Annotated in this window: 21 protein-coding genes; all 21 read left to right on the top strand. The window is 32.2% G+C overall.

Translation table 11 applies throughout. The features are described 5' to 3' along the window. Positions 1-12: 12 nt before the first annotated feature. Positions 13-1314, top strand: coding sequence for a S41 family peptidase (locus tag E4O04_RS13380; RefSeq protein ID WP_253708617.1), 1302 nt, complete (start codon positions 13-15; stop codon positions 1312-1314). A 340-nt stretch (positions 1315-1654) separates the two neighbouring features. After that, a complete protein-coding gene (locus E4O04_RS13375) occupies positions 1655-1846 on the top strand; it encodes a hypothetical protein (protein WP_253686763.1) in 192 nt (63 codons plus the stop codon). A gap of 68 nt (positions 1847-1914) precedes the next feature. After that, the gene (locus E4O04_RS13370) at positions 1915-3195 is read left to right on the top strand and encodes a S41 family peptidase (RefSeq protein WP_253708614.1); all 1281 of its coding nucleotides are present in this window, start codon (positions 1915-1917) and stop codon (positions 3193-3195) included. Positions 3196-3439: 244 nt separating this feature from the next. Beyond that, the gene (locus E4O04_RS13365) at positions 3440-3697 is read left to right on the top strand and encodes a hypothetical protein (protein WP_253686766.1); all 258 of its coding nucleotides are present in this window, start codon (positions 3440-3442) and stop codon (positions 3695-3697) included. Positions 3698-3748: 51 nt separating this feature from the next. Next, the gene (locus tag E4O04_RS13360; RefSeq protein WP_253708573.1) at positions 3749-5020 is read left to right on the top strand and encodes a S41 family peptidase; all 1272 of its coding nucleotides are present in this window, start codon (positions 3749-3751) and stop codon (positions 5018-5020) included. Positions 5021-5287: 267 nt separating this feature from the next. Then, entirely contained in the window at positions 5288-5485 is a 198-nt protein-coding gene (locus tag E4O04_RS13355) for a hypothetical protein (protein WP_253708571.1), read from the top strand. A 62-nt stretch (positions 5486-5547) separates the two neighbouring features. Next, entirely contained in the window at positions 5548-6780 is a 1233-nt protein-coding gene (locus E4O04_RS13350) for a S41 family peptidase (protein ID WP_253708569.1), read from the top strand. A gap of 6 nt (positions 6781-6786) precedes the next feature. After that, the gene (locus tag E4O04_RS13345) at positions 6787-8940 is read left to right on the top strand and encodes a peptidase domain-containing ABC transporter (protein ID WP_253708567.1); all 2154 of its coding nucleotides are present in this window, start codon (positions 6787-6789) and stop codon (positions 8938-8940) included. Then, positions 8937-10079, top strand: a complete 1143-nt coding sequence (locus E4O04_RS13340; protein WP_253708565.1) for an HlyD family secretion protein — start codon at positions 8937-8939, stop codon at positions 10077-10079. Before E4O04_RS13345 ends, E4O04_RS13340 begins: the two co-directional genes overlap by 4 nt. Further along, positions 10076-11461: a hypothetical protein gene (locus E4O04_RS13335; protein WP_253686774.1), complete on the top strand. Its 1386-nt coding sequence runs from the start codon at positions 10076-10078 to the stop codon at positions 11459-11461. Before E4O04_RS13340 ends, E4O04_RS13335 begins: the two co-directional genes overlap by 4 nt. A 128-nt stretch (positions 11462-11589) precedes the next feature. Continuing rightward, positions 11590-11778 (top strand): hypothetical protein, encoded by a 189-nt coding sequence (locus E4O04_RS13330; protein ID WP_253686775.1) that lies wholly within the window; start codon positions 11590-11592, stop codon positions 11776-11778. Positions 11779-11843: 65 nt separating this feature from the next. Continuing rightward, positions 11844-13112 (top strand): S41 family peptidase, encoded by a 1269-nt coding sequence (locus E4O04_RS13325; protein ID WP_253686776.1) that lies wholly within the window; start codon positions 11844-11846, stop codon positions 13110-13112. 233 nt (positions 13113-13345) lie between these two features. Further along, the gene (locus tag E4O04_RS13320) at positions 13346-13741 is read left to right on the top strand and encodes a hypothetical protein (protein WP_253686777.1); all 396 of its coding nucleotides are present in this window, start codon (positions 13346-13348) and stop codon (positions 13739-13741) included. Positions 13742-13977: 236 nt separating this feature from the next. Then, positions 13978-14580 (top strand): hypothetical protein, encoded by a 603-nt coding sequence (locus tag E4O04_RS13315; protein WP_253708563.1) that lies wholly within the window; start codon positions 13978-13980, stop codon positions 14578-14580. Between the two features lie 154 nt (positions 14581-14734). Then, positions 14735-14911, top strand: a complete 177-nt coding sequence (locus E4O04_RS13310; RefSeq protein ID WP_253686779.1) for a hypothetical protein — start codon at positions 14735-14737, stop codon at positions 14909-14911. A 72-nt stretch (positions 14912-14983) separates the two neighbouring features. Beyond that, positions 14984-16255: a S41 family peptidase gene (locus E4O04_RS13305; RefSeq protein ID WP_253686780.1), complete on the top strand. Its 1272-nt coding sequence runs from the start codon at positions 14984-14986 to the stop codon at positions 16253-16255. 1 nt (position 16256) lies between these two features. Further along, complete coding sequence (locus E4O04_RS13300) at positions 16257-17450, top strand: retropepsin-like aspartic protease (RefSeq protein ID WP_253708561.1); 1194 nt, start codon at positions 16257-16259, stop codon at positions 17448-17450. A 227-nt stretch (positions 17451-17677) separates the two neighbouring features. Next, on the top strand, positions 17678-18973 hold the full coding sequence (locus E4O04_RS13295) for a S41 family peptidase (protein WP_253708558.1): 1296 nt from the start codon (positions 17678-17680) through the stop codon (positions 18971-18973). Positions 18974-19071: 98 nt separating this feature from the next. Beyond that, positions 19072-20247, top strand: a complete 1176-nt coding sequence (locus E4O04_RS13290; protein ID WP_253708556.1) for a DegT/DnrJ/EryC1/StrS family aminotransferase — start codon at positions 19072-19074, stop codon at positions 20245-20247. 3 nt (positions 20248-20250) lie between these two features. Further along, positions 20251-22338 (top strand): xanthine dehydrogenase family protein molybdopterin-binding subunit, encoded by a 2088-nt coding sequence (locus E4O04_RS13285; protein ID WP_253708553.1) that lies wholly within the window; start codon positions 20251-20253, stop codon positions 22336-22338. Beyond that, a complete protein-coding gene (locus E4O04_RS13280; protein WP_253708550.1) occupies positions 22328-22807 on the top strand; it encodes a (2Fe-2S)-binding protein in 480 nt (159 codons plus the stop codon). Before E4O04_RS13285 ends, E4O04_RS13280 begins: the two co-directional genes overlap by 11 nt. Positions 22808-22810 lie beyond the last annotated feature (3 nt).

Here is a 22810-nt window from a genome sequence, read left to right as displayed (position 1 = left end):
CAGGAGTTTAAGATGAAAAAAATTATCTTTCGAATTGTTATTGCTGTTTTGATTATTGGAACTGCCGCTTTTTTTATTTTATTTTCAAAATACTCCGAAGCAGATGAGCAAAAATATAAAAATTCTTATATGTCAAAAAAAGAATTGGAAGAAGATTACGCCTTTGTTTGGGATTTTATAGAAAACGGTTATCCTTTTAAAAATGTTTGTATAAGAGCCGGAACTGATTTAGAAAAAATAAAAAAAGATTATTTTAAAAAGTTACCCGATATAAAAGATGAATTGGAGTGTTATTTATTCTATATGAGTTTGCTTTCTAAAATACAAAATAATAAACATATTGGGCATCTTGATGTATATGATGTATATTCATTAAATTCGGATACATATAGAGTACAAAATACTAATGTATATGATAATGATGTAAAAGTAAATTCGTTTTATTATTTACTTCTTATGAGAATGAACTCTGCAATAGAGCAAAATCGTTCGGAAGAGATATTAAAAAAATATGATTTAAACTTAAAGCCTACTATTGATTTGGAAGAGGAGAATGGTCTTCAATCTTATTTTGAAACAAAAATTATTGAAGATAAAAAAATTGCCTATTTAAATATAAAAAGCTTTTATATGTATACTAATGAAATTAAAGAAGCATATAAAAAAAGACTGAATTCAATTTTAACTTCATTTCAAGATTATGAAAATTTAATCATAGACCTGCGGGAAAATAGAGGGGGTGTTAGACGCCTTTGGCAAGATTGTATTGTTTCTCCCTTAATTAAAAAAGAGCAGGAGTTTTGCTGGGAGGTTGCTTATAATAGTAATAATAAATTTACAAAGGCTTTTATAAAAGATTTTCATTCCAGTAAACTTGAACCCAATAGAAATTTCGATTCTTTTAGTTTTAGCAGCAAAAATAAACCCGATAAAGAAAATTTTGATTCTATATGCAGTTATACAAAAATTATTAAACCCTTGCAGCCTTCTATTAATTTTTCAGGAAAGATTTGGTTATTGATAGGATCGGCCGCCGAATCTGCGGCTGATGAATTTGCATCATTTGCAAAGCAGACAAAGTTTGGGAATGTGATTGGAGAAAATACTTCAGGAAACGGTCTTAACAGCAGCCGCTTTTATTTAAAACTACCCAATAGTTCCCTTCTTATCCAAAGCGATATTTTGTACGGTCTTAATTCCGATGGTTCATGTAATTCCGAAGTAGGCACAGCTCCCGATATTTATAATCTCCCCGGTAAAGATGCCTTGGAGACCTGTTTGGAAGAAATCAAAAGATTGGAAAATAAAAACTAGTTTTTTACCGTTTAATTTAACCGCCAAGCACGCGAAGTGCGCAAAGAAATTTTTAGGGGAGAAGAAAAACTTTTGATGGAGCAAAAGTTTTTCTTCTCCCCTAATATAGCGGTATGGATTATCATTAAGACAAACCTGCGGTTTTTCTTAATAATCTTTTCCCTTTGCGTTCCTTACGGGTTATTAAAAATAAATAAAATTGTAAACTTCTAAAATAAACACTTGACAGATTACAAAAGTATGTTAAGATTAAATTAAGGTCTTTTTAAAAGACTAAAAATATTTGAATTTAGGTGTAGGAGCCTAAACAAAGGAGTTTTTATGAAAGACTTATTGAACAATGGGTTTTCAGCCTGTGTCTGAAACAGAGATGCTGATGGTTGAGGGCGGTGCAGGTGATAATGGGCCGCAAAAAGGTAAAGATCCTTTATGTCCATTTCCTGATGAAGGCGGAGGAAAACCGAAAGAACCGAAAGAACCAGATCCTGGTTCCGGCGGAGGCAGTGGTGACCTACAAAATTTTAATGTATGATAATTGTTAATCGTTGAGATGGATTTCTGTCTCAACGATTAACAATTATCATATTAAGGAGAATTTTTATGAAACCTGATGCTAAAAAGAAAGTAGAATTTTTTTTTATTTGTGCTTTAGTTGTTCTAGTAATTTCTTTTTTTGCATTTTCTATATATTTATCAAAAAAAGAGGAAAATGGAGAGTTTAGTTTTAATTCATTCAAATCGGGTTTTATTTCTTTTGAAGATTGCATCGCTGATTACGAAGCTTTTTGGGATTTTATCTACACCGAATATCCTTTTACCGAAGTATGTGAAAGAAAAGGAGCCGATTTAAAAAAAATAAAGGACGAAGGACATAAAAAAATTGAATATTCAGCCCCCATAGATAGTCAAAACTCATATATATCTTTTTATGCAAAACTTTGTGAAGATATCACTTCCCGTTATTTTACAGGTCATCTTTATCCTGTATCTATGAGAGATTATGAATATGGTATGGCTTCTTCCGATTCCTATTTTAAGTTATATGATGTAGATTTAATGAACTCTTTTTATAGTGCTAAGCCTTATTATACCGTTAATTCTTTAATAGGCAGCGGTGCAAGAATGGTTAAGGCCGATATAAAAATAATCGAGGAGGGTAAGATAGCTTATGTAAGGATAGATTCTTTTCGGAAAAGAGGATATGCAAAAGAGTATGTACAGTATAAAAAGGATATGAAAAAGTTTTTCTTGGATACCGAAAAATATAAACATATAATAATAGATGTATCTCATAACGGCGGGGGAAGTGTTGAATGTTATGACAGTGATATTTTGAGTTATAATAATATTGGCAGAAATATCCGGCAAAAAATATATTTTTTATGCTCAAAAAACAAATATACAGAGCTTAATCCTTCATTTAAAAACAATCAAATAGATATAAAAGAAGTTCCCAATATAAAAAATGCAAATACAAAAAAAAATACTATAGCTCTTTATGAAGAAGATGCTGCCAGTTTTCAAGAGTTGTCTCCCGGATATGCTCCGCCCAAGGATAGGAGATATTGGTTATTGATAAGCGGAAAAACAGCCTCGGCCGCTGATAGGCTTGCAGGTTTGTGTAAGGCTTCAGGGTTTGCGACCCTTGTAGGCTCTAATACGGGAGGCTTGGGACATAACGGTTTCTATTCTCCTATTCACATGATGCTCCCGAAAAGCGGACTCCTTATAAAATTCGATCTATTGTACGGATTAAATTCTGAAGGATATTGCACAGACGAATTCGGCACCGCCCCCGATATTTATAATCTCCCCGGAAAAGATGCCTTAGAGACTTGCTTGGAAGAAATAAGAAAATTAGGGGAAAAGACAAACTTTTGATGGAGCAAAAGTTTTTCTTCTCCACTAATTTAGAGGTATGGATTATCATTAAGACAAACCTACGGTTTTCTTAATAATCTTTTCCCTTTGCGTTCCTTACGGGTTATTAAAAATAAATAAATAAAAACGAAAAAAAATATTATAAATATTTGTAAACATCACTTGACAAATAAATAAAGTATGCTATACTTAACATAATACTAAATTTGAGTTTAGGTGTAGGAGCCTAAACAAAGGAGTTTACATGAACAATTTATTAAGAAAAGGGTTTCAGCCTGTGTCTGAAACGGAGATGGTAATGGTTGAGGGCGGTGCAGGTGATAATGGGCCGCAAAAAGGTAAAGATCCTTCATGTCCATTGCCTGATGAAGGTGGTGGGAGAATTGGACGTAAAAAAAAGCAGAAAAAGACTTGGGATCTCACTCGTTTTCCTGAAGAACGTTTTGGTCCAGATACTATAGGTGGGGTATTACCAATTACTCCATGGATGTTATATCGTTAATATTAGTTTTTATTGCTGTTAAAGATATTTTTTTGCGTATAGTAACTCTTTATGATTAAAAAAATTTTAGGTATCTTTCTTGTTATTAACTTACTATTCTCTTGTTCAAAAAAGATGGAAAGTCGAGATAATAAATTTATGTCGCTTAGCCAAATGGAAAAAGAGTATGAATATTTTTGGAAATTTATTTACGAAGCTTATCCTTATAAAAATGTATGTATTAGAAATGGTATTGATTTAGAAAATATCGAACAGATATATAAAAATAATCTGGAGAGTATAAAAAACGAATTTCAGTATTATAAATTTTATAAATATCTTATTGCTCAAATAACCGGACATAAGTATTATGGACATTTTTATCCTTTAAACTATACTATGTATTACTATGATATAAAAACGTGGTTACCCGAGTATGATGATTATGAATTAGTTAAACCTATTCAAGAAGATGAAAATATAATTAAATTTTATGATAAAGGTTTGATTGAATATGAAACTGTTTTATATAAGAATTTTACAAGTTCTAAAATGTTTTGCAATAAACCTTATTCAAACACTATTGAAAAATTTGAATTTAAACCTCTTAAAGAGAATGAAATATTTTATATAAAAATTCCTACATTTATGAATTCAGATGATTTTGATTGGGAAAAATTTCATGATGTATGGAAGGAGATTTGCATAAAAAATTATAAACATATAATTATTGATGTTCAAAATAATATGGGCGGATCTATGAGCAATTGTGAGGATTTTATTATTTATCCGTTTTTAAAAGAAAATAAAATCTACAAGGCTTTTGTAATGTATAGATATACTAAATTTTCTGATAAATATATTCCTTATTTTTTTAACCAAGAAAAACAGGAACTTGAAATTTCAATTAGTAAAAATGAAATTTTGGATTTACCTAAAATTAATCAAGATGATAAAGAAGAATTTAACATTTTTTACACAGTGTTCTATAAACTAAATCCTATAAATTCAAGTTATAATTTTGAAGGCAAATTTTGGGTTTTGGTTGATTCAAATTCTTTTTCTGCATCAGATAGGTTTGCATCTTTTTGTAGGCAAACGAAATTTGCAACAGTAGTAGGCTACAATACAGGGGGTGATGGATTACAAGGTTTTCATCCCGTATTCTTAAAATTACCTGATAGCGGGTTAATTATAAAATATGATATGTTTTATGGTCTAAATCCGGATGGTTCATGTAATTCCGAAGTAGGCACAGCTCCCGATATTTATAATCTCCCCGGTAAAGATGCCTTGGAGACCTGTTTGGAGGAAATAAGAAAGTTAGGGGAAAAAACGAATTAGGGGAGAAGAAAAACTTTTGATGGAGCAAAAGTTTTTCTTCTCCCCTAATATAGCGGTATGGATTATCATTAAGACAAACCTGCGGTTTTTCTTAATAATCTTTTCCCTTTGCGTTCCTTACGGGTTATTAAAAATAAATAAAATTGTAAACTTCTAAAATAAACACTTGACAGATTACAAAAGTATGTTAAGATTAAATTAAGGTCTTTTTAAAAGACTAAAAATATTTGAATTTAGGTGTAGGAGCCTAAACGAAGGAGTTGTTTTATGAAAGATTTATTGAACAATGGGTTTCAGATAGTGTCTGAAACAGAGATGTTAATGGTTGAAGGCGGTGTAGGTGATAATGGGCCGCAAAAAGGTAAAGATCCTTTATGTCCATTGCCTGATGAAGGCGGTGGAAAACCGAAAAAACCTGATCCTATTCCCGGCGGTGGATCTGGTTCAAGCTGTGGTCACAGTTAAATAAGTTATTATTAAAAGATAGCCGATTTAATATTAAATCGGCTATTAATTAGGAGCGCTTTGTGAAAAAATCTCGTATATTTACAGTTATAAAATGTTTATTCTTAGCCGCCTTTGTAATATGTACAATTGTTATCTCAAAAAACCGGTATAAAATATCAGGTTTTATAAGTCTTGAAGACTCCGAAACCGATTATGAAACTTTTTGGGATTTTATTTATAACGAATATCCTTTTACCGAAGTATGCGAAAGAAAAGGGGCCGATTTAAAAAAAATAAAAGAAGAAGGTTACAAAGAAATAAAATCTTCATCTCCTAGATATAGTCAAAACACATATATATCTTTTTATGCAAAACTTTGTGAAGATATCACTTCCCGCTATTTTACAGGTCATCTTTATCCTGCATCTATGAGAGATTATGAATATTGTATGACTGTTTCCGATTCCTATTTTAAGTTATACGATGTAGATTTAATGAACTCTTTTTATAGAGTTAAGCCTTCGTATTCCGTTAATTCTTTAATCGGCAGCGGTGCAAGAATGGTTAAGGTCGATATAAAAATAATCGAAGAAGGTAAGATAGCTTATGTAAGAATTGACTCTTTTTGGGCGGGAGGATACGCAAAAGAGTATATACAGTATAAGAAGGATATGAAAAAGTTTTTCTTAGATACCGAAAAATATAAACATATAATAATAGATGTATCCCATAACGGTGGAGGAAGTGCGGAATGTTATGACAGTGATATTTTGAGTTATAATAATATTGGCAGAAATATCCGGCAAAAAATATATTTTTTATGCTCTAAAAACAAATATACCGAGCTTAATCCTTCATTTAAAAACAATCAAATAGATATAAAAGAAGTGCCCAATATAGAAAATGCAAATACTAAAAAAAATACTATAGCTCTTTATGAAGAAGATGCTGCCAGTTTTCAAGAGCTGGCTCCCGGCTATGCTCCGCCCAAGGATAGGAGATATTGGTTATTGATAAGCGGAAAAACAGCCTCGGCCGCTGATAGCCTTGCGGGTTTGTGTAAGGCTTCGGGGTTTGCGACCCTTGTAGGCTCTAATACAGGAGGCTTAGGACATAACGGCCGACATTCACCGATTTATATGATGCTTCCGAAAAGCGGACTACTTATAAAATTCGATCCCTTGTATGGATTAAATTCGGAAGGCTATTGTGTAGACGAAGTAGGCATAGCCCCCGATATTTATAATCTCCCCGGTAAGGATGCCTTAGAGACCTGTTTGGAAGAGATACGAAAGTTAGAAGGTAAAAATTAACGGCGGATGAAACTTATCAGGCAATTTGACGGGACGGATTGCGGGGCGGCTTGTCTTGCTATGGTTGCATCCCATTACAAAGCAAAATACTCTGTAACATCGATCCGTGAAATTGCCGGAACCGATACACACGGTACAAATCTTGCGGGACTTGTAAAAGCGGGTGAGGCTATGGGCTTTTCGGTTCAAGTTTTAAAAGGCGATAAGGAAGCCCTAACTCAAGACCTGCCCCTTCCCTTTATTGTACATATAAAAAAATGTGAAGAAAAAAGAGAATTTTTTCATTTTGTTGTTGTAAAAAAAATAAAAAACAAAAAGCTTACAATATACGATCCTTCCGGGGAAAAGAAAAAAATTGATATTGACGAGTTTGTAAAAGCATGGACGGGGTATACTGTTTTTCTTAGTCCCTCAGCCGAGTTTAAAATACAGGATAATACCAAAGGTTTTTTTGAACGCTTTGCTCCACTTTTAAAACCCTATATCCACGAAATAATTCAAGTTATAATAGCATCTTTTTTATTGACCTTTTTCGGTATTATAAGTTCCCTTTATTTTAGATACATAATAGATGATGTAGTTTATTCAAAAGCTTTTACATCTCTTACAAGTCTTTCTATAGGAATAATTGTTTTAACTCTTTTTTCGTCAGGACTTTCTGCGGTGCGTTCTCATGTTATTTTGTTTTTTTCATTAAAGATGGATTATCATCTTATCTTTGCATATTTTAAGCATGTGTTTTCTCTTCCTATAAAATTTTTCGATGCAAGAAAAACGGGCGAAATTCTTTCCCGCATAAATGATGCTCAAAAGGTCCGTTCTGCCCTTTCCGGAACAGCCGTTTCGGTTGTCATTGATTCTTGTATGGTAATTATTGCAGGTGTAGTCCTTTATTTTAAATCTCCCTTTCTTTTTTGGATAGGTCTTATTACCGTGCCATTATCTTCTATTATAATATGGCTTTTTTCAAAAAAATTTGCAAAGGCCTACCGTGAACTTATGGGACAATTATCCGAAGTACAGTCATACTTGGTTGAAGCCGTTTCAGGGGCGGCCTCATTAAAAGCTCTTAATGCAGAAGATTCAGTTTATGATGAATATGAAAAAAGAGAGGTGAAGGCCGTAAAAATAAACTATAGGCTTGGAGTTTTAAGCAATATTCAGTCTTTTTTAAATTCTATTTTGACGGGTTGGAGTTCCAACATTATTTTTTTTGTAGGGACTTATTTAATTTTAAAAGATCAATTTACCGTAGGACAGCTCATCTCATTCAATGCTCTTTTGGGCTTTTTTACAAGTCCTCTTCAAAGGCTTTTAACATTGCAGCCTAGTTTGCAGGAAGCCTTTGTTGCAGGAAGCCGCTTGGGAGAAATTTTCGATTTAAAAAAGGAAATAGCAGATGAAGGACGTTGGATAAAACCTGAAAAAATTTTAGGTAACATCGAAATCAAAGACCTGATTTTTAGATATGGAACGCGTAAGCCTGTTTTAAATAAGATATCTTTAAACATAAATGCAGGAGAAAGTATAGGCTTTGTCGGAGCATCAGGTTCGGGAAAAACAAGCCTTATTAAACTGCTTTTAAAATTTTATTCGCCTGAATCAGGCTCAATAAAAATTGACGGACATAATATTGAAGATATAGATACAAAAGCTCTCCGTGCAAAAATAGGCTATGTGCCGCAAGATATCTTTTTATTTTCCGGAACCATTGCACAAAATATTTCTCTTCATGATGACAATGCTTCTATTGAAGATATTATAAGGGTTTCTATGGAAACGGGAGTACACTCTTTTGTAGAAAACCTGCCTGAAAGATATAATACCATTCTTGCAGAAAGAGGTGCAAGTCTTTCGGGCGGAGAAAGACAGCGCATAGCTCTTGCCCGCGCCCTTATATCGGATCCTGACCTTTTAATCTTTGATGAAGCTACAAGTAATCTTGATACAATATCCGAAAAACAAATTCACGGCATAATCGAAAACATAAAAACAAAAAAAATAACCACTCTTATGATTGCGCATAGACTTACAACCGTAAAAAATTGCGATAAAATTTTTGTAATGCAAAACGGTACAATTGCCGAAGAAGGCAATCACTCATCTCTTTTAGAAAAAAAAGGCTTATACTATAAGCTGTGGAATGGAGATGTTCTATGAAAGTAAAGGATTTGGAAACGATTAAAAATAGAATTCTTTTTTTTGAGTACAGGCTTCCGATAGTTTATACCTGCTTTATTTATATAATTTTATCCGTCTTTATGATTACTATTTTATGGATATGTTTTGCAGAAATGGATCAGACGGTAAAGGCGGCCGGTGTCTTACGGTTAAAAACAAATACTTCAATAGGCAAGGCGGCTTATTCCGGCACGGTAAAATCAAAGAAATTTCAATCCGGTTCTAAAATAAAGAAAGGGGATATTCTTTTGATTTTAGAAACTGCCGATATTGAAGAAGATAAGACTAATACCGAAAACGAAATACATCGGTTAAACAAAGAAATTAATAATCTCCTTTTATACGAAAAGGCTGTTCATTCGGATAAAAATAATATTCCTTTGGAACAAGCCATAGCTAAGGCCAGAGCCGAAATATATTTTGCAAAAAAAGAAAAGTTAAGAATCTTTTATGAAGAGGCAAAAGAAGAATATGCTCACGAAAAAGGATTGCCTTCTTCGATGAAAACAAAAAAATCGTTAAGTTCGCTTTTAGATAAATTTAAGATTGCAGAACTGGATTATAAAACTTTTAGTGCGCAAGAAATAATAAACATAGAAACCGAAAAAAATCTACTTATACAAAAACTTGAATCTGCTAAAAAAACTTTAACCCGTCTTAATAAAGAAATATACGAAAGTAAAATAACATCTCCTCTTAACGGCACAGTAGAAGAATTAATTAGAATAAATGAAGGAGACTATATATTTTCAGGTACGGAAATACTCCGTATCATTCCGGATATGATAGAAGAATTAAAAGCTGAGTTGATAATATCCGATAAGGATATAGCCGAATTAAAAATCGGTATGGAAGTAAATTTAAAATTTACGGCACTGCCGCCTTCCGAATACGGTGTATTAAAGGGTATAATTACAAATATTTCCAATGACAGCTTTAATAATCAAAATACTCCCTCATTTTTTTTAGTCGATGCCGATATCCTTTCTTCTTCTTTAAAAAATAATGAGCAAAAGGAAGTTAAGTTAAAGCCCGGAATGAGTACCGAAGCCCATATTATAATAAAACGTAAAACAATTATAAAATTTATTTTAGAAAAACTGGATTTTGTTAAATGAAGCGTATCGGTTTAATATTGTTGTTTTTGATTTTCCCATATTTACTTTTTACTGAAAGCCGTGATTGGGAAGAATTTTTTAATGAACGGCTTTCATATTCTTTATCAGCATCCTTAAACGATATCGAATTAAAAAAAATAGAGCTTTTGGAATATAAAGAAAAAACAAAATGGATACCCTCTCTTTCTTTTGACTTTCCAAAGCTATTTGCATGGAAAAATATTCCTGTAGAACTTACTAATACAAATTCATTAATTAAGAAAAAATATGCTGATGTTTTTAGCGGTAAGTATTCTCTATTGTTAAATCAAGCCTTGCCCTCAGCCGGAAATATTTTATTTTCATTTAATTTTAATTATGAGAACTTATTACAAAGTAAAGAATTTAAACATACTCCTTCTTTTGCGATTCAATTTACTCAGCCTATAACTAAATATAGTTTCGGGTTTTTAAATGAAGCAAAAAAAATAAACTTTTTAAAAAGCTCGGTTAAAGAAAAAAGATTTGCACTCTATGCCGATTTTATTAAAACATTTTTAAAATCGGCTTTAAATATCGAAGTTTTAAGTGCAGAATCGGAATACTTAAAAAATAATTATCTTTATGCAGCAGAACAATATTCTGCAGCCGAAGCTGAGTTTAAAAAAGAAAGATTTAAAAAAAGTGAATTATTAAAAGTAAAACAAAAGATGATTGAAGCAAAGCAGGAATACGATCTAAATCTAAATTCTTTAAATAGATTAAAGGAAGAGTTTGTCTTAAATTATAATTATGAGTACTCTTTAATGAATGAAAAAGATTCTTCTTCTCTTATTGATTTTTTGGAAACCGTTTTTTTTGATTCGTATATTTTTGATATACAAAATACCGAATATGAAATATTTTTATTAAACTCGGAAAAGGAGCAAGCCCATATTAAAAATGCTCCCCGTTTTAGTATAGGCTTTTCGGTTGATCCTAATCCCTTAAAAAACAGGTTTTCCTCTTATACATCCTCATGGCAAAGCCTTAAAAAAACTGAATGGCTGCCTGAATTATTTATATCCTTTTCTTGGACTCCCGACTATACTTTTACACAAAAAAAAGAAATAGATTTAATCGATTTAAAAATATCTTATGCAAAAAATAAACTTAAAACTTTAAAAGAAAAAAAAGAAATTAAAAATAAGGCTAAAACATTACGAATAAAAAATCTAAAAGAAGATTTACATATTCTTTCTGAGAATTTAAATCTTTATCTTGAATTAAATGAAGAATATAAAAAGCTTTATAAAGATGGAGTTATAACAAACCTTAATTTATTGGAATACACCGTAAGCCATTACCACCAAAAACTTTTAAAATTGAAAAAACTTAAAGACCTGATTTTTGAAATCTTTTAAAAAAATTGCAAATTTATGCAAAAAGACTTGACATATTACAAAAGTATGTTAAAATTAAATTAAGGTCTTTTTAAAAGACTAAAAATATTTGAGTTTAGGTGTAAAAACCTAAACGAAGGAGTCGTTTTATGAAAGATTTATTGAACAATGGGTTTCAGATAGTATCTGAAACAGAGATGTTAATGGTTGAGGGCGGTGCAGGTGCTTCAGATATGGTAATAGATGGTGATAATCCTGGAGCTCAAAGACCAACACCGCCTCCACCTCCTTCTAATGGCGGCGGATGTGGTGATGTAAATTGGGTTGAGATGAGATAGGAACTCTAATTCTAGGACACCCCCTCACAATTCTATGATTTGAATTGTGAGGGGAAATTATCGATATGAAAAAACAATTTTTATTTATTTTAATATTTATTTTTATTTTTTCTTTTTCATGTTCGGATTATACAAATGGCGATGAAGTCAGATTTATTTCTTATAAAAAAATGCTATCCGATTATGAATATTTTTGGGATTTTATTTATAAAGGCTATCCCTTTAGTGAAGTATGTGAGCGTAATGGTGCCGATTTAAAGAAAATGAAAATAAAAAATTATGAGTCCTTATCGGGTCTGGCCTCTGAAAATGCTTATCTTGCCTTTTATGATAGACTGTGCAGACAAATAACGATAGGAAAATCAATCGGCCATTTATATGCTGTGGATAAATATGATTACAAATATGTATTTAAGACATCAATGATAGGAGGTCCGTTTATTACTAAGGTTTCACTTATAGACGGTTTTTATTCTAAGCTGATAGGCGGAAGATCAAGTATTGAAGCTGAGAAAAATATATTCTATTGTGATTTTTTTAATGATGAACTTCCTTGTTATTCATGTGATATTTATACGGGGTTTTTAAAACGCATAATAGAACCGGGTAAAATAGCTTATGTAAAATTGGACTCATTTTTAATAGTAAACCGGGAGATAGAACATCAATATCTTAGAGATTTAAAAGATTTTTTTATTGAAACTGCCGATTACAAACATATTATTATAGACATACAAAATAACGGAGGCGGGTACGCCGATAACTACGAAGAAATAATATCTCCAAATATAAAGGAAAATCTGACAATAGTCTCTTATGGGCTTTATAACGAAAATAAATATACGAATCCTTATTTGGAAATGTTTTTTAAAGATTATAGAGATATAAAAAAGATAGAAAAACGTGAAGTTCCGAATATAGAAAACTGCGGTACCGTAAAAAATGATAAGGCTTATAAATTGGAAGATGTAATTGAACCTTCTTATATTTTAGATTATAAGCCTTGTGAAGATAAAAAATTTTGGCTTTTAGTAAGCGATGGTGTATATTCAGCAGCAGATCGTTTTACTTATGTGTGTAAAAAAACGGGTTTTGCTACAGTTGTTGGGACTAATACAAAAGGAGCCGGAAATAACGGTTTATGGCCTATGTACATCGTTCTTCCCAACAGCGGTTTATTGATAAAGTTTGATTTTATATATGGTCTAACCGATGGCGGTTATTGCACGGATGAATTCGGCACTGCTCCCGATATTTATAATCTACCTGGTAAGGATGCCTTAGAGACCTGTTTGGAAGAGATAAAAAAATTAGGGGAAAAGACAAACTTTTGATGGAGCAAAAGTTTTTCTTCTCCCCTAATATAGCGGTATGAATTATCATTAAGACAAACCTGCGGTTTTTCTTAATAATCTTTTCCATTTGCGAAGTTGAGCTTTAGCTCAACTCTTGGCGTTTCTTGCGGTTTATTTTCGGGGTCAAGCTTAACCGCGAAAAAGGTGTCTTATTGCATAATTCTTAAAATTTTAGTATGGTTTCGAAAAATACTTGCAAATAAGGAGTTTAAATGAAAAATAAGATTCTAGTCATTTTACTGTGTGTATTTATATTTTCTTGCTCAACAATGAATAGTAAACATGCAGCTAAAAATAAACTACCGATTTATATATTATCAGGAAAAGTGCGGATAGAACTTATACGTCAACATTCTGTATATCATCATCAAAATGATTCTATAATTAAAATTCATAGGCAAGGTGTAAATAATGATTCACTATTTGAAAAAGGAATAATGTTTTTTAAGGCGGGTGAGATGTTTGATCAATCATTGGTATTTTATGACTCTATTATAGCTAAAGTTGTTGCAGAGGAGCAACCTGCTGAAATAATGTGTAGCGGAAAATATTATAAAATTACTCCTGATAACAAATCTGGGATAGTTTTTTCTTTTTATAAAAATTAATAAAAAAGAGTTATTGGTATTTATAAAAAATACTTAACAAATAAATCTTTTCTGCTTAACATAATATGCGAATAGTGTTATAATGCGTTTTGAGGAGAGATAAGGAAATGGTTGGGATTTAGAATTTGGAAACGGCTCATTTGTTAAAGTTTCAGGCGGAGGAGGTTCTTTTTCAGTTCATTCTATTAGATTTTCTATAGGTTTTAGTTACTAAACTATTAAATTAAGGAAAGAAAATGAAAGTTATTCAATCTAAAAAAATTATCACAAAAAAAATATTAGCTATGAGTGTATTGATTTATATTTTTTGCTGTGCTGATTTGCTTTTTGCTTTCGATTTTGCTCCCTCGTGGGATTTTGGACACATCAACATTGCAGGAAGTTTTTCAAAAGATTCACAAATCCTATATGGTTCTGGAACTTTATTTGATATAAACCTATCAGATGCTGACACAGGGGTAGCATTTTCTTTCTCGCCTTTAGAAATAGAATCAAATCAACAATTAGGGAAAACCAATCTGTTTTTTATAAATGCTGAATTTTCATATAACACATTTAATAATCTATATAAAATATTTCGCTTAGCAGTGTTTGCTAGAATAAATTGGCTTACAGAATCTAATACTTATAAATATAGATTTATGTCCGGTCTTGAATTTTCAATAATGGCGGAGATGTCTCCATTTTGCGATTGGAAATTTCCACTTATTTTTAAGGCTTTTTCAGCTAAGACAGGTTTCAGATTAGACTATCCGGCTAAACCTTCTTTTTTTTGTAGTGCAGGCATAACACTTTCACTCCCCTTTTATGGCTTAAGTCAAAGTGCTAATAAAAATTAGTAATAAAGTAAAAAAATTAAAATAAAAAAATTATAAATTTATGTAAAAAACACTTGACATATTGCAAAAGTATGGTACACTCAAATTAAGGTCTTTTTAAAAGACTAAAAATATTTGAGTTTAGGTGTAAAAACCTAAACGAAGGAGTCGTTTTATGAAAGATTTATTGAACAATGGGTTTCAGATAGTGTCTGAAACAGAGATGGTAATGGTTGAGGGGGGAGGAGGTGCTTCAGATATGGTAATAGATGGTGATAATCCTGGAGCTCAAAGACCGACACCTCCACCACCTCCATCAGGAGGCGGAGGTAATTCATATTCCAATCAGTAAGGTAATATGATTCAACGAAAGGACTGCATGACGTTTTTTAGGTTGTGTAGTCCTTTTTATCGGCATCCTACAATGAAAAAGAAAAAACTAATATTCCGAACTATAGTATCTATTTTTGTTTCCGTGTTTGTTGCAATAGCTCTTAGTGTATCAAAAAAAAATGATACAATATCCGGTTTTATTTCTGCTGAAAAAATGAAGGCTGATTATGAATATTTTTGGGATTTTATTTACAACGGCTATCCTTTTAGTGAAGTGTGTGAACGAAAAGGTATAGATTTAAAAGAAATACAACAAGCGGGATATAGATATTTATCGGATCCTATGATGCAACATGGATATTATTCTTTCTATGGTGATTTATGCAGAAAAATTACAGGAAATAGATATATAGGCCATCTTTATCCTTCAGATTATTTTGATTATAAGAAAATATTTAAGCAGACTACAGCTCAGTTTCCATTGCGTGAACAAGAAGCTTTGATAGATAATTTTTATGCTTCAATGCCTAAAACAGGTGCTTTTGCCGAGAAAAACAATATGCTATATGCAGATGATTTTAAAAATATAAATCCTCCGTTGATGGGGACTCGTAAGTACTCAAAACCATATACAAAGATAATAAATACTGATTATATTGCATACATAAAAATCAATTCTTTTCTTATAACGGAAGGGAAAGAAAAGCAAGAGTATATAAAAGTCTTGGAAGATTTTTTTATTGAAACGGCAAATTATAAACACATAATAATAGATATACAAGATAACGGAGGCGGATATATTGAAAATTATGAAGCAATAATATCTCCCAATATAAAGGAAAATCTGACAATAGTTTTTTATGGTCTTTATAATGAAAATAAATATACTGATATTTATTTAGGTATGTTTTTGAACTATAACGATGTAAAAAAAATAAAAAAGAATGAAGTTCCAAATATAGAAAACTGCGGTACTATAAAAAACGATAAGGCTTATATATTAAAAAATATAATTTTTTCTCGTTCTGCTAAGGGATATAAACCTTGTGATGATAAAAAGTTTTGGCTTCTTATAAGCAGTGATGTATACTCAGGAGCAGATCGTTTTGCTTATGTGTGTAAAAAAACAGGATTTGCTACAGTGATCGGTACCAATACGGGAGGTGCCGGAACAAATGGTGAATCGCCTACGTACATTGCTCTCCCCAACAGCGGCTTATTGATAAAGTTTGATTTTATATATGGTCTAACCGACGATGGCTATTGCACAGACGAAGTGGGAACTGCTCCAGATATTTATAATCTTCCCGGTAAGGATGCCTTAGAGACCTGTTTGGAAGAAATAAGAAAGTTAGGAAAATAGAATGATAAAGTTTTACCTAAAGTTTTTATTTTTTTTACTTGGTTTGATTTTATTTTCATGTAAGGTCTCCATTGAAGAAAATATTGATAACCAAGTAGAAGTATTTGAATTTGAAATACGGCCTATGGCTAGGATAGTTGTTCCGGCAAAACTTGGTAATGTATCTTGTAACTTTATGATAGATACAGGATGTGATTTCTCGGTTCTCTCAGAAGAATTTGCAAATAAAATCGGTAAAAGTTTTTTATTTCCTACGGTTATTAAGACATTTTCCGGGAGCGGTATTAGTCTTGGAGGTAGATGGAAATCAAAAGATGTATTAAGAATAGGAAGTTTTAATTTCGGAAAATTACAATTTGTTATCGGTGAGCTTGATGATTTTATGTTAAAAAATATTCACGGAATAATCGGTACCGATATTTTACAAAAATGTATTTTAAACTTAAATTATTCAAAAGGAAAAGGATATCTTATCCCCCGATCAATTTTCAATGATAAAGAATATTCAAAATACGAGAAATTAAAAATAGACAGAAAAAGTTTAATGCCTGTCGAAATTGAAAATAAAAAATATAAGTTACTTGTAGATTCCGGTGCAGAAGGTATCTTTTTGGATATCGATAATAGAATAACTTTTACTGATTCGGTTGTTGTAAAGAATATTGAATCTAAGTATGATACTATTATTTCTTCTGTTAAAATTGATGGTAAATTATGCCGATCGCAAAAAGGAATTAAGATAAATAACATTCTTATTAATGATATTGTGTATCAGACATATAAATTATCTAAAAAAGTTATATTTAATTCTGAAAAAATAATAGCAGGTATTGTATTTATATCCAAATTGGATTGGGTTTTTGATTATTACAATAATTCGGTGTATATTTTTAAACCGGACAATTTTACTTCTGATTTCAAAGAACATAAAATTAAAGAAGTTGTTTCGTATCGTAAATTAAATGCTCTATGGTTAAAATGGGAAAATAATGAAAATCCTCTTATAAATATAACGGATATTAAAAGCAGTGATAAAATTATTGAAGTCAACGGAGTGTCTTTTAAAGAGTGTATTGAAAAACTGGGTTATGAAAAAGGTTATGATGTTTTTTTATCTGTGATTGAATCTTTAGATTTTGATTCTATCACTGTTATACGGGAAGATAAAAAAGTTATCTTAAAGCGAAAAAAATAACTAGGAATGTATTTGTTTCACTTTTCAATTTAACCGCAAAGCGTTGAGCTTATGCTCAACTTCGCGAAGGGCGCAAAGGAATTTTAAGGTAGCTTTTATAAGCAATATTTTAATTAGTCTTTGCGGTCTTGGCGTTCTCTGCGGTTTATTTTTATAAAGCCCTTGATTTATTGCAGAGTTGTGATATAATTAAAATAGAATTCGGTAAAGGAGGTAAAATAAATATTATGAAAAAATTAATATTCCGAACTGTAGTATCTGTTCTTGTTTTGGTGTTTGTTATAACAGCTCTTATTGTATCAAAGAAAAATGACACTGTATTTGGTTTTATTTCTGAAGAAAAAATGAAGGCTGATTATGAATATTTCTGGAATTTTATTTATAACGGCTATCCTTTTACTGAAGTATGTGAGCGCAAAGGTGTGGATTTGGAACAAATACGGCAAGAAGGATATAAATACTTATCTGATCCCATGATGCAATATTCTTATTATTTTTTTTATAAAGATTTGTGCAGAAAAATTACGGGAAATAAATATCTGGGGCATCTTTATCCTTCCGATTATTTTGATTATTACTTCAATTATTATTTTAATTATAAAACAATACTTAAAAATGATTCAGCTCAAAATCCATTTATTAAGAAAGAGACTTTGATAGATAACTTTTATTATCATATATATCAGGCAGATGCTATTAGTGATAAAGACTATATGGTGTATGCGAGAACCTCTAGTGATAGGATTGCTCCGTTAATAGGAACACGTACATATTCAAAGCCGTTTATACAGATTATCGAGACCGGCCGTATTGCATATATAGAAATCAAATCTTTTTTTACAACGGGAGTAGAAAAACAACAAACGTATCTAAAAACTTTAGAAGATTTTTTTATTGAAACGGCAAACTATAAACATATAATAATAGATATACGAAATAATGGAGGCGGCCGTTCAGAAAATTATGAAGCGATAATATCTCCGCATATAACGAAAGATATGAATATATTTTTTTATGGCCTTTATAACGAAAATAAATATACGGATACTTATTTGGATATAAATTATATGGGGATAGAAAAGATCGAAAAGGATGAGATTCCTAATATAAAAAACAGCAGCACTATAAAAAATGATAAAACTTATAAATTAAAAGATGTAATTTCTTTTCGTCCTATCATGGGATATGAACCCTGTGAAGATAAAAAATTTTGGCTTCTTGTTGATGGCGGTGTATACTCTGAAGCGGATAGATTTGCTTATGTGTGCAAAGCAACAGGTTTTGCTACTGTGGTCGGGACCAATACAGGTGGAGCCGGAACAAACGGTAAATCACCTGCGTATATTGTTCTTCCCAACAGCGGTTTATTGATAAAGTTTGATGGCCTGTATGGTTTAAATGAGGAAGGTTATTGTTCTGATGAATTCGGTACTGCTCCGGATATTTATAATCTTCCCGGCAAAAGTGCTCTTGGAACCTGCTTGGAAGAAATAAAAAAATTAGGGGAAAAGACAAACTTTTGATGGAGCATGCTTAACCGCGAAAAAGGTGTCTTATTGCATAATTCTTAAAATTTTAGTATACTTTGCTGCTGATTTTATGAGGCAAAGGACTAAGATTTATGCAAGATGCTCCGGTTAAAAAAACGATTCCTTTTTTTACTCCTTCCTTTTCTGATGAAGAAGAACAAGCTCTGATAAGGGTGCTCCGTTCAGGATGGCTTACTACTGGAAAAGAAACTCTTGAGTTTGAAAAAGAGTTTGCCGCTTTTACCGGAAGTAAGGCCGCTCTTGCCGTCAACTCGGCTTCAAACGGGCTTATGCTTGCAATGGATGCCTGCGGTATAAAGAGCGGAACTAAAATCTTGACTAGTCCTTATACCTTTATTTCGACGGCAACCTCAGCCCTACACTTAGGCGGTGATGTAGTTTATGCCGATATAGAAAAAGACTCTTACAGTATCGACCCTGAAAAAATTGAAAATATATTAAAAAAAGATAAGAGTGTGAAGGCTATTGTTCCAATTCATATTGCGGGAAATGTTTGCAATATGAAGGCTATAAATGATCTTGCAAAAAAATATTCCGTTGCCGTGATAGAAGATGCGGCTCATGCTTTTCCTTCAAAGACAAAAGAAGGCTATGCCGGTACTTTCGGAACCTGCGGCGTTTTTTCTTTTTATGCAACAAAGACAATTACGACGGGCGAAGGCGGAATGATCTGTACCAATGATGATAAAATTGCAGAGCGTATAAGGCTCATGCGTTCTCACGGTATAAACCGCACCATCTGGGACCGGTACACAGACACAAAGGCCTCATGGAAGTACGATGTTACGGCTGAGGGTTGGAAGTGTAACCTGCCGGATATTCTTTCTGCAATAGGAAGGGTTCAGCTTAAAAAGGCTCAAAGTTTTTTTGAACAGCGTAAAAAAATTGCCGAAAAATATAATGCTGCATTTGCAGGGAACGATTCTTTTATTCTTCCACCCGATGGAGAAGGCAATGCGTGGCATCTTTATATTTTAAGGTTGAACCTAGATACTTTAAAAATAGGCAGAGACGAGTTCGGTCAAGCCCTACAAGAAAGAGGTTTGGGCATTTCGATGCATTTTATACCTCATTTTGAAATGTCCTATATAAAAGAAAGATACGGTTTAGATAGTTCCGATTTTCCGGAATCGAATAAAAAATATTTGCAAAGTTTAAGTTTACCCTTCTATCCTTCAATGAGTGAAGATGATGCCGATTATGTTATTGAAACAACAATTAAACTTGCAAAATTAAATAGGCGTTAATTTATGGATAAAACTTTTGTTTCCGATTTGGAATTTGAAAATCAAGAATGGGCTTGTCTTATACGATCTTCCGATACAGATGCTAAAATTTTAGATATAGAAATTCCCGAATTACCTGAAGGTTTTTCTTTTTTTTCTGCAAAGGATATTGTAGGAAAAAATTCAATCAGTTTTTTAAAAACGGAGATGTCTGTTTTTGCTGACGAGAAAATAGAGTATGCCGGCCAGGCTGTAGGAATTTTGACCGGTCCTGATAAAAAAAAGCTTTTAGAACTTTCAAATCTTTTTCAAATCAAAACTCAAGGCCTTTCACGTCCCAAAGCTCAATTTACCTTTGAGGAAGAAGAAAAAAATTATTTTGATTATCCTATAATTTCTCGGGAAAGTTTAAGTTCTGGAAATGCTGAAGAAGTGTTTGAAAAAAGCTCACAAGTGGTTTATTCTACTTTTTCTTTTAAACAAAGATATCACTATCATGCTGAAACTGCCTGCGTTAAAACAAATTGGGTTGATGACAGGCTTGAAGTTCATCTTGCAACACAGTGGCCTTATCAGGTCTTAACTTCCGTTTGTAATGTTTTAAACGTGCCGAAAGAAAAGATAAATGTAGTTTCACATGCAGAAGCAGAATCTCTTGACGGAAGAATTTGGTTTCCTTCATTACTTGCTGCACAAGTTTCCGTTGCATCTTTTTTGACAAAAAAAAATATAGTGATTGAATTTTCCCGTCAAGAAGATTTTCTATATACGGCGAAGACTCCTGTCGTTATGATTCAGCATAAAACTTCCGTTTCCGAATTGGGAAAAATTACGGCTATGGATGTTTCGATAATTGTGGATGCTGGTTCATTTAATCCTTTTATAACTCAAATGCTTAAGCAGATGGTTGTAACTGCTGCCGGTATTTATCATCTTCCCGTTTATATGATTAGTGCCGTCGCAATAAAAACCGAAAAAGGTTTGACGGGTTTATTTTCAGGCTGGGGAGATTCTTATGTAATATCTGCATTGGAAAAACATATCAGTGAGATAATCAATCAGCTGGATTTATGTCCCATTCAATTTAGACTTCAAAATAATTTGAAAGTAGGGCAAAAAACAATTACGGGAATAAAAAAAGAAGAAAATTTTATTTTTGAAAATATCTTAAAGGCTGTTTGCAACACCAGTGATTTTTATAGAAAGTTTTATGCTTATCGATTGATGAATAAGGGCCGTAAAAACCGTTATGACGGAAACTGGAGAGGTATAGGAATTGCTGTAGGTTGTCAATATAACGGCTTACACATTCTTGTAAAATCGGGAATGAATTATAGTGCTGAAATAACTTTGACAAAGGACGATAAGGTCTTGGTTAAGGCCGAACCTACCTCAGAGGGCTTAAAGCGTATTTTAAAAAAACAAATTGCAAAAGAATTGGAAGTTGAAGAAAATCAAATTGTTTTTTTAGGAGCTTCAACCGATGAAATGATTCCCACAGGAGCTTCAACTGCATCCTGCGGTATCAGCATCTTGCCTGACCTTATTGCAAAATGCTGTACGGGAATAAAAAATCAAAGATTTAGAAAGCCTCTTCCTATTACCGTAAGCAGAACCTACAAGCTTTCACGTTCTAAAGACTGGGATAACGAAAGCTTAACAGGTCATCCCTTTATTTCCGAAACTCCCGGGGCCTGTGTTATTGAGCTTGAACTTGATCCGAGTACCTATCAAATTAATGTAAGAGGTATTTGGTTTGCCTGTGATCCCGGAAAAATATATTCAAAAAAAATGGTGCATAGAAATATTCATAAGACAATTGCAAATGCCGTCTCAAATATTTCTGTAGAAGATATTAGAGAAAATAATTTACTTCCCTCAAATTATAAAATAATTGCAACAGGGGCGATTCCTCCTATAAGAGATTTTATTTTAGACAGCGAATTAAAAACCAGAGGTCTGGGAGAATTAGCTGAAAGTCTTGTACCTGCAGCCTATATTTCTGCACTGAACCAAATTATGCTTAACCACGAACGTATAGATTTTTTACCTGTCTTTACTGAAGATATTTTTAATGCCGTTACAAAAAGCGAGGCTGTAGATGAAGATTAGTTTTAATTTAAATAAAACCGCAGTTCAAATTGATGCTACTGCAAATGAAAGGCTTTTATCGGTGCTGAGAAGGGAGTTTAATCTTTTAAGCTTAAAAAGTTCATGCCTAAGCGGTCAGTGCGGTTCGTGCACCGTTTTAATGAACGATAAACCCGTACCTGCATGTTTTGTTCCTGTATTTAATGTTGAAGGAAAAAATATAATAACCTTGGAATATTTTAAAACAACCGAAGAATATAAAATAATTGCAACAGGTTTTGATCAGGCCGGTGTCGATATGTGCGGCTTTTGCGATGCAGGAAAAATATTTTTTACATATGCAATTTTAAATTCCAATATAGATATTAGTTCCTCTGATGCAGAAGAGATTGTAAGAAAATATTATTCGAGTACGATGTGCCGATGTACAAGCTTTGAAGATTTATTTTCGGCTATTGAAAAAATAGGTAAAAATCAACGGAGAAAATAGAGC

The organism is Treponema sp. OMZ 799, from assembly GCF_024181365.1.
Taxonomy (GTDB): Bacteria; Spirochaetota; Spirochaetia; order Treponematales; family Treponemataceae; genus Treponema_B.
The sequence above is the reverse complement of the archived record's forward strand: the minus strand, read 5'-3'. Positions and strand labels throughout refer to the sequence as shown.